The sequence below is a fragment of the Stenotrophomonas maltophilia group sp. SKK55 genome, assembly GCF_057179845.1.
Map to the genome: position 1 here is coordinate 567,223 of NZ_JBXUHP010000018.1, position 13,237 is coordinate 580,459.

Genomic DNA, 13,237 nt, shown 5'->3' on the forward strand with positions numbered 1-13,237 from the left:
CTCAGCCCACCTTCGCCTGCTGCTGCGGCAGGTTGCCCTGGATGATCGTGTGGATCACCTCGTCGGCATCATGCAGCTGCTTGGCATACACGTCGGTGTCGAACACCGTGCCCTTGGCCGGGGTGCTCGGCAGCACTTCGCCCTTCTGGTCGCGCAGGCTCACTTCGGCCTTCATCGACAGGCCGATGCGCAGCGGGTGCTCGGCCAGCTGCTTGGCATCGATGGCGATGCGCACCGGTACGCGCTGCACGATCTTGATCCAGTTGCCGCTGGCGTTCTGTGCCGGCAGCAGCGAGAACGCCGAGCCGGTGCCCAGGCCCAGGCTCTGGATGCGCCCCTTGTACTTCACGTCGCCGGCGTACAGGTCCGACTTCAGCTCCACTTCCTGGCCCAGGCGCATGTGGCGCAGCTGGGTTTCCTTGAAGTTGGCCTCGACCCACATCTGCTCGGTCGGCACCACGGCCATCAGGGCATTGCCCGGCTGCACGCGCTGGCCGACCTGCACCGAACGACGGGCGACGTAACCGGAGACCGGTGCAACGATGCCGGCGCGGGCGTTGTTGAGGAAGGCCTGGCGCAGCTGCGCAGCGGCGGCCTGCACGTCCGGCTGGGTGGCGATCACGGTGTCGTCGACCAGCGCGCGGTTGCGCTCGACGGTCTCGCGCGAACCGGCCACGGCCGCTTCGGCCGCGGCCAGCTCGTCGCGGGCGTGGGCCAGTTCTTCGTTGGAGATGGCGCCGGTGGCGGCCAGGTCCTTGCGGCGGGCGTAGTCTTCGCGCACGCGCTTCAGGGTCACCTGGCGGGCGTTCAGGTCCGCCTGCGCGCCTTCCACGCTGCGGTACAGGCCGCGGGTCTGGCGCACGGTCTTGGCCAGGTTGGCTTCGGCCTGCTGCAGCGCCACTGCGGTGTCGGACGGGTCCAGCTGCACCAGCAGCTGGCCGCGCTCCACGCGCATGCCGTCATCGGCATTGATGGCGACCACGGTGCCGGCCACCAGCGGGGTGATCTGCACCTGGTTGCCCTGCACGTAGGCATCGTCGGTCTCTTCGAACCAACGGCCGAACATGAAGTACCACAGCGCCAAAGCGGCAAGCAGCAGCACGACGATCACGAACAGGCCGCGCAGCAGGTTGCCGCGGCGGTTGGGGGCGGCCGGGGCCGCGGTGTCTTGGGTCTGGCTCATGTCGGAGATCTTCAGGAATGCGAGGAATCGGAATGGGAGGCGATCGGTGCGCGGTCGGCGTCAGTGGGCTGGAAACCACCGCCCAGCGCCTTGCTCAGGCGCACCGAGGACTGCACCTGCTGCGACTGCAGGCCGGCCAGCTGCTGCTGCGACTGCAGCAGGGTGGACTGCGCGGTCAGCACGTCCAGGTAGCTGCCGATGCCGGCGCGGTAGCGCTGCTGGGCCAGGTCGAAGGCAGCGCGTGCGGTGTCCACCGCCTGCTGCTGCGACTGCGCCTGCTGTGCCAGCGAGCGCACCGCGTTGACCTGGTCGGCCACATCACGCAGCGCATCGAGCACGGTCTGGTTGTAGTTGGCCACCGCCAGGTCGTACTGCGCATCGGTATTGGCCAGGTTGGCGCGCAGCTTGCCGCCTTCGAAGATCGGCAGGCTCAGCGCAGGGCCGATGTAGGCGAAGGTGGAACTGCTCTTCAGCAGGTCGCCCACATTCGGGGCGACCACGCCGCCCAGCGCGGTCAGGTTGAAGCTCGGGTAGAATTTGGTCTTGGCAACCTTGATCTGCTTGTCGGCCGCTTCCACACGCCAGCGTGCGGCGACGATGTCGGGGCGGCGGCCAAGCAGCTCGCTGGGCAGCACGCCCGGCAGCTGCAGTGCCACCGGATTCAGCGGCCGCGGGCGCTGGATCGACAGGCCACGGTCCGGGCCCTTGCCGACCAGCGCGGCCAGCGCGGTGCGGGCGGCGTCGATGCGCTGCTGGGCGGCCTGCACCTGCTGCTGCGCGGCCGGCACACGGGCCTCGGCCTGGCGCACCTGCAGATCACTGTCGATGCCGGCGCTGCGGCGCTGGCGGGTCAGTTCAAGTGACTTCTGCGAACGGCTCAGCTCTTCCTCGGCCACGTCGTTGAGCTGCCACGCGTAGGCCAGGTCGGCATAGGCCTGGGTGATGCCAGTGGACAGGTTCAGGCGCGCGGCCTGCGCTTCAACGGTGGCGGCGTGGGCGCCGTCCACGGCGGCTTCCCAGGCGGCGCGCTTGCCGCCCCACAGGTCCACGCCGTAGCTGAAGTCGAAGGCAACCTGGCTGCTGCCGCCGTAACGGCCGCCCATCTCGCTGCCGACCATCGATTCGGGCAGGCGCAGGCCGGTGTAGCCACCGGACACCGACAGGCTCGGCAGTTCGTCGGCACGTGCGGTACCGACCTGGGCCTGGGCCTGGCGCAGGCGCGCATCGGCGGCGTCGAGGCTCGGGTGGCCGGCCAGGCCCTCTGCGACCAGCGCGTCCAGCTGCGCATCACCCAGTGCCTTCCACCAGTCCTGCGCCGGGAAGCCAGTGGCGCTCAGGTCGGTGTCGGCCAGGGTGCGTTCGCTGTGCAGGCTGTCCACGTCAAGCACGTGGCCCTGCGGGTTGAGGCCACGACTGCTGGCACAGGCGGCCAGGGCCAGGGCCAGCGCTGACACCAGCAGCGCGCGCCCGGACCGGCGGAAAGTGGAATGCGGGATCGGGTTCATGGGGTCGTCAGTGAATCGCGGATTCGGGTAAGGAGGGACAGCAGCAGCGTGCGCTCGTCGGCGGAAAGATCACGCAGGGCGTAATCCATCACCGCGTCGCCACGCAGCTTCAAGCGCGCCCACAGCGCGCGGCCTTCGTCGGTCAGCACGATCTGCAATGCCCGCCGGTCCTGCGCATGCGGTTCGCGGCGGACGCAGCCCAGCGCTTCGAGCTTGTCCAGCAGCCGGGTCACCGCGCTGGGCACCTGATCGATGGCCTGGGCCAGTTCGTTGGCGGTGCACGGCGCCATGTTCGAAAGCACCTTCAACCCGATGTAGTGGGTGAAGCCGATGCCCAGATCTTCTTCAGCCATGGACGCGTCGAGTTGGCGGACCAGGCCGTCGCGCACCTGGCGCAGCAGCAGGCCGAAGCTGGGGGGAGTGGTTGCAGGACAGATCATGGGGGAGCATTCTCTTCCAAAAAAAATATTTCTCAATGGAAATATTCGATCTGGCATCGAATGCTGTGTTGCAGCAGTGGGCTGGATCAGTGAAGGCGCCTACCTTAATGACCTGGTCAGGTGGCCCGGTAGTACAATCCAGCCAATGGATGACACATTTCAGCCAGCAGACATGATGAACAAGGCAGAAATCCCTACCCCCAAACGCCTGCTCAGGGACGAAGCACTGGACTGGTTCGAGCGCAACGACGGTCCCCCGGTGGTTGGTTTCCGCTTCGACAGCCCGCAAGGGCTGGTCCGTGAAGTGGATTGGCATCATCACCAGCGCGCGCAGCTGATCTGCGTCGAGCGCGGCCTGCTGACCACCCGTACCTCGCACGGCACCTGGTCGCTGGCGCCGGGCTCGGCCGGCTGGATGCCGCCGCTGGAGCCGCACACGGTCACCCTCGACGGCCCCCTGCGTGGCTGGGGCATGGCGCTGGCAGCTCCGGTCTGTGCCACCCTGCCCTCCGATCCCTGCGTGCTGGGCCTGTCCAAGCTGGCGCAGGCGCTCGCCGAGCGCATCTGTGACTGGCCACCGGGCTACGACACCACCTCCGAACGCCAGCACATCATCGAGGTGCTGGTGGACGAGATCCGCACAGCGCCACGCCAGCGCATGCACCTGCCGATGCCGCATGACCGGCGCCTGCTGAAGATCGCCTCGCAGCTGCTGGCCGACCCGTCCGACGAACGCAGCCTGGCCGAATGGGCGCACTGGGCCGGCCTGTCACCGCGCAGCCTGACCCGCCACTTCCGCGACGAGACCACGCTCAGCTTCGCTCAGTGGCGGCAGCAGGCCCGGCTCTCCGAAGCCCTGCGCCAGTTGACCGATGGCCGCAGCGTCGCCGACATCGCCCACGCACTGGGCTTCAGCAGCGCCAGCGCCTTCGTCACCGTGTTCCGCCGCCACTTCGGGCTGCCACCGGGGCGCTACCTGGCGCGGGCCGGCCACGGCCTGGAAACCGGGCTGGACCCTGCGCGCGGCTTGGCATCCCCCGCCGCATCCGGATAATCACAGGATTGCGAGCGGCGGCCACCGTCGCCGCCTCCCGACATAGGTAACAACGCCGCATGACCGAACTTGCCCGCCCCGTGTTCCACGGATTCGAACAACTGCCGCTGCGCGAGTACGCCGAACGCGCCTACCTCGACTACTCGATGTACGTGGTCCTGGACCGTGCCCTGCCGTTCATCGGCGACGGCCTGAAGCCGGTGCAGCGCCGCATCATCTATTCGATGAGCGAGCTGGGCCTGAATGCCGCGTCCAAGCCGAAGAAGTCCGCACGCACCGTCGGTGACGTCATCGGTAAGTACCACCCGCACGGCGACAGTGCATGCTACGAAGCACTCGTGCTGATGGCGCAGCCGTTCTCGTACCGCTACCCGCTGATCGAGGGCCAGGGCAACTTCGGCTCCAGTGACGACCCGAAGTCGTTCGCGGCGATGCGTTACACCGAATCCAAGCTGACCCCGATCGCCGAAGTGCTGCTGGGCGAACTGGGCCAGGGCACCACCGACTGGGCACCGAACTTCGACGGCACCCTGCAGGAGCCTACCTGGATGCCGGCGCGGCTGCCGCACCTGCTGCTCAACGGCACCACCGGCATCGCCGTGGGCATGGCCACCGACGTGCCGCCGCACAATCTCAACGAGATCGTCAGCGCGCTGCTGCACCTGCTGGACAACCCCGACGCCAGCGTGCGCGACCTGTGCGAACACGTGCAGGGCCCGGACTACCCGTCCAGCGCCGAGATCATCACCGCGGCCAATGACCTGCGCAACATCTACGAGACCGGCAACGGCAGCGTGCGTGCACGCGCGACCTTCACCAGGGAAGCCAGCAACATCGTGATCACGGCGCTGCCGTTCCAGGTGTCGCCGTCGAAGGTGATCGAGCAGATCGCCGCACAGATGCGCGCCAAGAAGCTGCCGTGGCTGGAAGACATCCGCGATGAATCCGACCACGCCAACCCGGTGCGCGTGGTGCTGGTGCCGCGTTCGAACCGGGTCGACGCCGACCAGCTGATGGGCCACCTGTTCGCTACCACGGACCTGGAGCGCAGCTACCGCGTCAACCTCAACGTGATCGGGCTGGACGGCCGTCCTCAGGTGAAGAACCTGAAGATGCTGCTCAGCGAATGGCTGACCTTCCGCAGCAACACCGTCACCCGCCGCCTGCAGCACCGCCTGCAGAAGGTCGAGCGCCGCCTGCACCTGCTGGAAGGCCTGCTGGTCGCCTTCCTCAACCTGGACGAGGTGATCCACATCATCCGTACCGAAGACGAGCCGAAGGCCGCGCTGATCGCGCGCTTCGGCCTGTCCGAGGAACAGGCCGAGTACATCCTGGAAACCAAGCTGAAGCAGCTGGCCCGCCTGGAGGAAATGAAAATCCGCGGCGAGCAGGATGAACTGGCCAAGGAGCGCGAGAAGATCCTCGGCATCCTCGACAGCAAGGCCAAGCTGAAGAAGCTGATCCGCGACGAACTGACCGCCGACGCCAGGAAGTTCGGCGACGCACGCCGTTCGCCGCTGGTGCAGCGTCAGGCGGCGCAGGCCATCGACGAGACCGAGCTGGTGCCGAGCGAGCCGATGACCGTGGTGCTGTCGGAGAAGGGCTGGATCCGTGCCGCCAAGGGCCACGACGTCGATGCATCTGCCCTGTCCTACCGTGAAGGCGACGGACTGCAGGGCGCGGTGCGCGCACGCAGCACCCAGCAGGTCGCGTTCCTCGACAGCGAGGGCCGCGCCTACTCGACGCCGGTGCACACCTTGCCCTCCGCGCGTGGCAATGGTGAACCGCTGACCGGCCGCTTCTCGCCGGCACCGGGCACCAGCTTCGTGACCCTGGCCAGCGCCGAGCCGGACACCCGCTTCGTGCTGGCCTCCAGCCACGGTTATGGCTTCGTCACCCGCTTCGAGAACCTGATCGGCCGCAACAAGGCCGGCAAGGCGATGCTGAACCTGTCGGCCGGTTCGTCGGTGCTGACCCCGTCGGCAGTGGCCAACGTCGCCACCGACCGCATCGTGGCAGTGACCAGCTCCGGCAACCTGCTGGCGATCGCCGCCAACGACCTGCCGGAACTGGACAAGGGCAAGGGCAACAAGATCATCGAGATCCCGAAGGCCAAGCTCGCCACCGAACGCGTGGTCGCCATCGTGGCGATCAGCCCGGGGCAGACCCTGCAGGTACGCGCCGGCCAGCGCACGATGGGGCTGAAGTTCAACGAGCTCGACGCCTACCTCGGCGCCCGCGCCACCCGCGGCCACCTGCTGCCGCGCGGCTGGCAGAAGGTGGAAGGGTTGTCGGTGGAGTGAAGGCCGGGGTCGGATCCCGTTCCAACGGAACGGGCTCTGACCCCGGACACCGCCCCTGGCAGGTGTCAACCTTGGTTGAGGTGGGTGTCAACCTTGGTTGACACGCATTACCCCGGTACACGCCAACCTCGGTTGGCGATTTCCATCCCAATGGGATCAGAGCCGTTTTCGTCGAAAACGGATCTGACCCCGGACACGAAAAAGCCGGGGCATTCCCCGGCTTTTTCGTTGTCGGCTGGCGGGCGGTGGAGCGGCTGGCGGGCGAAGGCTGGCTGGCGGTGCTCCGGTGCTGGCGGGCGACAGAACTTTTGTAGAGTCGAGCCGGGCTCGACTCGGATCCAACAGCAGCCGAGCATGGCTCGGCTCTACATGAAGCGAGGCAGCCGAGCATTGGCTCGGCTCTACAAAAAGCGGTGCCGGCTCAGTGCGCCGGGGCGCCGCTGCCGTCGATCTTGCTCAGCTGGTACAGCTCCAGGCCGATGCGCTTGATCAGGCCCAGCTGCTGTTCCAGCCACCAGGCATGGTCTTCTTCGGTGTCCTTCAGCTGCGCCAGCAGGATGTCGCGGCTCACGTAGTCACCCTTCTCCTCGCACAGCTTCATGCCGGCGGCGAGATTGTTCCGAACGGCGTATTCAGTGTCGAGATCCTTCTGCAGCATCTCTTCGACGGTTTTGCCCGGCTCCGTGGCATGCGGGCGCATGTCCGGGTCGCCGCCCAGGAACAGGATCCGGCGCAGCAGCGCATCGGCGTGCTGGGTTTCCTCTTCCATCTCGTGGTTCAGGCGCTCGTACAGTGCGAACAGGCCCTGATCCTCGTAGCGGCGGGAATGGATGAAGTACTGGTCGCGGGCAGCGAGCTCGCCGCGCAGCAGTTCCTTCAGGCAGGCGATGACGTCCGGGTTGCCTTTCATGGGGGGCTCCTGTGAATCGATGCGGCATAGGGTGCCGCATTTCAGAATACGGTGATCTAATCGGAATCAGTCGCAGTTGCGCCTGCGGCTACAATCGGCCCACGAGTTCGGAAAGGACGTGCGATGCGACGTACATGGCGTTGGATGCTGGGCGTAGTGATCGCCATCGTGCTGATCACCGCACTGGTCCTGTGGCTGCTGCTGCGCGGCAGCCTGGCCGACCTGGACGGCGAGCATCCACTGCCGGGCCTGGCCAAGCCGGTCACCATCGAGCGCGATGCGCTGGGCGTGGTCACCATCACGGCCGGCAGCCAGACCGATGCGATGCGCGCGCTGGGCCGCGTGCATGCGCAGGAGCGCTATTTCGAGATGGACCTGATGCGCCGCAGTGCCGCTGGCGAGCTGTCGGCGCTGTTCGGGCCGAAGGCCATCGACGCCGACAAGCGCATGCGCGTGCACCGGCTGCGAGCACGCACCGAGGCGAATCTGCAGGCCGCACTGGGCGACAACGGCGCGTCCATGCGCGCCTACGTGGATGGCGTCAACAAGGGCCTGGCCGATCTCTCCGTGCGCCCGTGGGCCTATCTGCTGCTGCGGCAGTCACCGCAGCCCTGGCAGGCCAGCGACAGCGTGCTGACCGGGCTGGCCATGTACGCCGACCTGCAGGATCCCGGCAACCAGACCGAGCTTGCGCTGAGCCGCATCCGCGCGGTGGTGCCGTCGGCGCTGTACGCACTGATCGCCCACGACGGCACTGAATGGGATGCACCGCTGTTCGGCGAACCGACCGGCAACGCCACGCTGCCCGATGCCAGCCAGCTGGACCTGCGCACGCTGAAGGGAACGCCGGGCACCGGGCAGGAAGAAGCCGACGCCGTCGGCAGCAACAACTTCGCGGTAGGCGGTGCGCTCACCGCCGACGGCCGCGCCATTGTTGCCGACGACATGCACCTTGGCCTGCGCGCACCCAGCCTGTGGTTCCGCGTGCGCCTGCGCTATCCCGACCCGCAGGCCGCTGGCGGCCAGGTCGACGTCACCGGCTTCTCGCTGCCGGGCCTTCCGGCCGTGATCGTCGGCAGCAACGGGCACGTCGCCTGGGGTTTCACCAACAGCTACATCGACACGGCGGACTATCGCACGGAACCGGCCAGCGCCGCCGTGACCGTGCACGAAGAGCGCATCGCCGTGGCCGGCCAGGCCGACGTGCTGTTCGCGGTGCGCGAAACCGACTGGGGGCCGATCCTGCATACCCATGCCGATGGCAGTGGCGACGCCCTACGCTGGGTCGCACACCTGCCCGGTGCCGTACGCCTGGATTTCGCTGACCTGGCCCGCGCCGGTGACCTCGACGGTGCACTGCACTTCGCCGACCGTGCCGGCATCCCCGCACAGAACCTGGTGGTCGGTGATCGCAGCGGGCGCATTGCCTGGCGCCTGATCGGCGCTCGCCCGGACCGCGGCCCCGGCTGTGCACCGGCCGGCTTCAATGCCGCCAGCAACCAGGGCTGCGCGCCGTGGCCGATCCGCAGCGATGCCTCGCCGGCATTGATCGCCCCCCCCAACCATCGCCTGTGGACCGCCAATGGACGCGTCCTCGACGGCGAGGCACTGGCCAGCGTCGGCAACGGCGGCTATGACCTGGGTGCGCGGGCGCGGCAGATCCGTGACCTGCTGGCGATCCAGGAGCGCTTCGACGAGCACGACCTGCTGGCGATCCAGCTCGACGATCGCGCGGTGTTCCTGCAGCGCTGGTGGGCCCTGCTGCACGACGTCATCGAGCGCAGTGACGACCCTGTACTGAAGCGTTTGAAGGAAGTCAGCCATCAATGGGACGGCCGTGCCTCGGCTAGCTCGGTCAGCTACCGGGTGGTGCGCGAGTTCCGTACGCAGGTGATGGCAACACTGTCCGATGCACTGCTGGCACCGGCCAATGCGCAGCTGGGCGATGACTATCTGGAGCCGCGACTGGCGCAGCTGGAAGGCGTGGCCTGGCCGATGCTGCAGCAGCGGCCGGCCAATCTGCTGCCACCGGCCTTCGACAGCTGGGATGCACTGCTGATCGACGCCGCACGCCGTACCGAAAGTGAGCTGACCAGGCAGGGACCGCTGGCCAAACGCAGCTGGGGCGAACGCAATACCGCGGCGATCTGCCATCCCATCGCACGGGCGCTTCCGGACATCGCCAAACGCTGGCTGTGCATGCCGGCCAACCGCCTGCCCGGCGACCGCGACATGCCGCGCGTGCAGACGCCGAACTTCGGCGCTTCCGAGCGCATGGTGGTTTCACCGGGCCACGAGGCGGACGGCATCGTGCACATGCCCGGCGGCCAGAGTGGGCATCCACTGTCGCCCTACTGGGGTGCCGGCCACGAAGACTGGGTGCATGGCCGGCCGACGCCGTTCCTGCCGGGCAAGGCGCAGCACACCATGACGCTGGTGCCGGCGCGCTGACGGCGGCACCCACATGCCCGAGGGTGCGCTGCACGCTGTAGAGCCGAGCCCATGCTCGGCTGCTTCTGGCGCGGAGCCGAGCATGGGCTCGGCTCTACAGAATGCCCGCGCGGCGCTACCGGGTCAGCTTCTACGCCGCTCGATCAGGTTCAGCACTGGCCCGGTCATCGCCGTTGTCACCAGCGCCATGATCACCAGCACCGCGAACAGGCGGTCACCGAGCAGGCCAAGTTCGTAACCCAGGTTGAGCACGATCAGCTCCATCAGGCCACGGGTGTTCATCAGTGCACCCAGCCGCCATGCCTCACGGGTGGGCATGCCGGCACTGCGTGCGGCACTGAAGGTGCCCAGCAGCTTGCCGGTCGTGGCTACCGCGATCACCACCACGCACAACAGGGCATCGCTGGCCTGCAGCGTATCGGCGCGCATGCGCAGCCCGGTCATGGCGAAGAACAGCGGCAGCAGCAGCGTCACCGCGAACGGTTCGACGCGCGCCATCAGCAGCTCGCGCAACTGCACATTTGACGACACCGCCACGCCAGCCGCGAACGCACCGAACAGCGCATGGATGCCGAGCATCTCGGTGACCAGGGCACTGGCCAGCGACAGCAGCAGGATGCCGAGCAGCCAGCGTCCCTCACCACCCGGCGCGATCTGCTGGCGGGCGAACCACGGCTTCACCAGCCCCAGCATCAGCGCCACGAAGGCGACTACGCACAGCAGGTTGAGGCTGGCCGGCAGCCATCCGCTGGCCTGTGCAGCCGCCACGATCAGCGCCAGCAGGCACCACGCGGTGGCATCACCCAATGCAGCGCAGGCAATCGCGGTCTGCCCCAGTGGCGCCTGCGTGATACCGCGGTCGGCAAGGATGCGCAGCAACACAGGGAAGGCCGTGATGCTCATCGATATGCCAACGAAAAGTGCGAATGCGGTGAAGCCCACGCCCTGCGGACCGTGCTGCGGGTACAGCCAGATCGCCAGGGCGACGCCAAGCACGAACGGCACCGCGATGCCGGCATGGCTGACCGTAAAGGCAAAACGCCGGCGTCCACGCAGCGCCGCCAGGTCCAGCTCGGCACCGGCCACCAGCAGGAACATCAGCACACCCAACTGGCTGAGCATGCCCAGCGGGCCCAGCGAGCTGGGCGGGAACAGGGCTCCATGCAGCGGCGGCAACAGGCTGCCGAGCATCAATGGGCCCATCATCAGGCCGGCGGCCATTTCGCCGATCACCGCCGGCTGTCCCATGCGCTTGAGCAGCGCCCCCGCGCCCTTGGCCACCAGCAGCAGTACCAGCAGCTGCAGCAGGAACAGGCCCAGCGGCGACGCCAGATGCTGCACCCAGGTGGCTTCGGCCGTGGCCGTAGCGCGGGCAACAGCCTCGGGCGCCGCCGGCCCGGCATAACGGGCCAGCAGCACGCCAGCCAGCAGCGGGACCCCGGCCCAGGCCAGGTAGCGCCATCCCCACTTCGTCGGTGGCGCCGGGCCCCCGCTGTGTACGTCCATGAACATTCCCCAATGTGCAGGGGGGCGATCATACAAAAAGGGGACGGAGGGGATTAAGTCGTTAGTGGCACAAGCGCCCCGGCCCCCCTCCGTCCCTTTTTCGGGGCTTACGCCAGTGCCTGCTCGTGCACGCCAGCGATCGCGCGCCCCGACGGATCTGCAGCTGCGGCGAAGCTGGCATCCCAAGCGATCGCCGCCGGCGACGAGCAGGCGATGGACTTGCCACCCGGCACGGTCTCGGCGGCCGCACGGCTCGGGAAGAACTGCTCGAACAGATGACGGTAGTAGTAGGCCTCCTTGGTCTGCGGCGGGTTGTGCGGGAAGCGCTTGTCGGCCGCTGCCAGCACACGGTCGCTCACCTGAGCTTCGGCATGCGCCTTCAGCCCGTCGATCCAGCCATAGCCAACGCCATCGCTGAACTGTTCCTTCTGCCGCCACAGGATGCTGTCCGGCAGGTAGCCGTCGAACGCCTCGCGCAACACGGCCTTCTCGATACGGCGGCCGCCAAAACCGGCACCGACCATCTTGTGTGCGGCATCGAAGCGCATCGCCACATCGAGGAACTCACGGTCGAGGAACGGCACGCGCGGCTCCACGCCCCAGGCCATCATCGACTTGTTGGCGCGCAGGCAGTCGTAGTTGTGCAGCGCGTCGAGCTTGCGTACCAGTTCGTCGTGGAATTCACGCGCATCCGGCGCCTTGTGGAAATACAGGTAGCCACCAAAGATCTCGTCGCTGCCCTCGCCGGAAAGCACCATCTTCACCCCCATTGCCTTGATCCGCCGTGCCAGCAGGAACATCGGCGTCGATGCGCGGATGGTGGTGACGTCGTAGGTTTCGATATGGCGGATCACCTCCGGCAGCGCATCGAGGCCTTCCTCGAACGTGTACTCGAAGCCGTGATGCACGGTGCCCAGCGCTTCGGCGGCGATTGCAGCGGCGGCCAGATCGGGAGAGCCCTTCAAGCCGATCGCGAACGAGTGCAGGCGCGGCCACCAGGCTTCGGTCTGCCCCCCATCCTCGATGCGACGGCGCGCATAGCGCGCGGCCACCGCCGCCACCAGCGACGAGTCCAGGCCACCAGACAGCAGCACGCCGTACGGCACATCGCTCATCAGCTGGCGTTCCACCGCATGCTCGAAGGCCATGCGCAGCTCGGCCAGATCGGCCTGGCGACCCTGCACGTCAGCGTAGTCGCGCCACGGCTGCTGGTAGTAGCGCACCAGCTCACCGCTGGCACTGTCGAAATAGTGGCCCGGCGGGAACTGGGCGACGTCGGCACAGGTATCGACCAGTGCCTTCATTTCCGAGGCCACTCGCAGACGTCCCTGGGCATCGTGGCCCCAGTACAGCGGCACCACGCCGACCGGGTCGCGCGCCACCAGCACACGACCGGCACCACGGTCCCACAGCGCGAACGCGAAGATGCCATTGAGCTGCTCCAGCCACTGCGCCGGCGAAGCGCCCTGGCGGTACAGCGCATTGATCACTTCACAGTCCGAACCGGTCTGGAAGTCATAGGCGGTGGTCAGTGCGGCCTTCAGTTGCTGGTGGTTGTAGATCTCGCCGTTGACCGCCAGCGCCAGCTGGCCGTCGGCCGACAGCAGCGGTTGCGAGCCGCCGGCCGGGTCGACGATGGCCAGCCGCTCGTGGACCAGCAGCGCACCTTCGTCAAGATACACGCCGCTCCAGTCCGGGCCGCGGTGGCGCTGGCGCTGCGACAGTTCCAGCGCATGGCGGCGCAGGGCCGGAAGATCGTCACCGGCCTGCAGGCCGAAGATTCCGAAGATCGAACACATGGGGGAGCTCCTGTTGGGGGAATTTCACGGGTGGGAGGGTGTTCGACCGGCCATCCAGGCCCGGGTGGGGCTGCGCCCGGGCACAA

Annotated in this window: 9 protein-coding genes; 3 read left to right on the forward strand and 6 right to left on the reverse strand. The window is 67.6% G+C overall.

Annotation, left to right across the window (positions count from 1 at the left end):
• Position 1 precedes the first annotated feature (1 nt).
• Genes emrA through emrR form a run of 3 tightly spaced genes read right to left on the reverse strand, consistent with a single transcriptional unit; the run spans position 2 to position 3,128 of the window.
• Positions 2-1,183 carry a multidrug efflux MFS transporter periplasmic adaptor subunit EmrA gene (emrA, locus tag AC2A1N_RS11715; RefSeq protein WP_021204129.1) on the reverse strand — a complete coding sequence of 394 codons (1,182 nt, stop codon included), beginning with the start codon at positions 1,181-1,183 and terminating at the stop codon, positions 2-4.
• A gap of 11 nt (positions 1,184-1,194) precedes the next feature.
• Positions 1,195-2,688, reverse strand: coding sequence for a multidrug efflux transporter outer membrane subunit EmrC (gene emrC, locus AC2A1N_RS11720; RefSeq protein WP_242890252.1), 1,494 nt, complete (start codon positions 2,686-2,688; stop codon positions 1,195-1,197).
• Complete coding sequence (gene emrR, locus AC2A1N_RS11725; RefSeq protein ID WP_005415875.1) at positions 2,685-3,128, reverse strand: multidrug efflux system transcriptional regulator EmrR; 444 nt, start codon at positions 3,126-3,128, stop codon at positions 2,685-2,687. Before emrR ends, emrC begins: the two co-directional genes overlap by 4 nt.
• A 172-nt stretch (positions 3,129-3,300) precedes the next feature.
• Here emrR and AC2A1N_RS11730 point away from each other — a divergent pair, with 172 nt between their 5' ends.
• A complete protein-coding gene (locus tag AC2A1N_RS11730; RefSeq protein ID WP_180884620.1) occupies positions 3,301-4,182 on the forward strand; it encodes a helix-turn-helix domain-containing protein in 882 nt (293 codons plus the stop codon).
• Positions 4,183-4,241: 59 nt separating this feature from the next.
• On the forward strand, positions 4,242-6,485 hold the full coding sequence (parC, locus tag AC2A1N_RS11735; protein ID WP_061480666.1) for a DNA topoisomerase IV subunit A: 2,244 nt from the start codon (positions 4,242-4,244) through the stop codon (positions 6,483-6,485).
• Between the two features lie 421 nt (positions 6,486-6,906).
• On the opposite strand, the gene bfr is transcribed toward parC, so the two are convergent.
• Positions 6,907-7,395, reverse strand: a complete 489-nt coding sequence (gene bfr / locus AC2A1N_RS11740; RefSeq protein ID WP_005415872.1) for a bacterioferritin — start codon at positions 7,393-7,395, stop codon at positions 6,907-6,909.
• 123 nt (positions 7,396-7,518) lie between these two features.
• Between bfr and AC2A1N_RS11745 the strand changes: the two genes are divergently transcribed.
• A complete protein-coding gene (locus tag AC2A1N_RS11745) occupies positions 7,519-9,846 on the forward strand; it encodes a penicillin acylase family protein (RefSeq protein ID WP_242890249.1) in 2,328 nt (775 codons plus the stop codon).
• A 123-nt stretch (positions 9,847-9,969) separates the two neighbouring features.
• On the opposite strand, the gene AC2A1N_RS11750 is transcribed toward AC2A1N_RS11745, so the two are convergent.
• On the reverse strand, positions 9,970-11,358 hold the full coding sequence (locus AC2A1N_RS11750) for a cation:proton antiporter domain-containing protein (RefSeq protein WP_061480193.1): 1,389 nt from the start codon (positions 11,356-11,358) through the stop codon (positions 9,970-9,972).
• A 101-nt stretch (positions 11,359-11,459) separates the two neighbouring features.
• A complete protein-coding gene (gene asnB / locus AC2A1N_RS11755) occupies positions 11,460-13,151 on the reverse strand; it encodes an asparagine synthase B (protein ID WP_242890246.1) in 1,692 nt (563 codons plus the stop codon).
• Between the last annotated feature and the right edge of the window lie 86 nt (positions 13,152-13,237).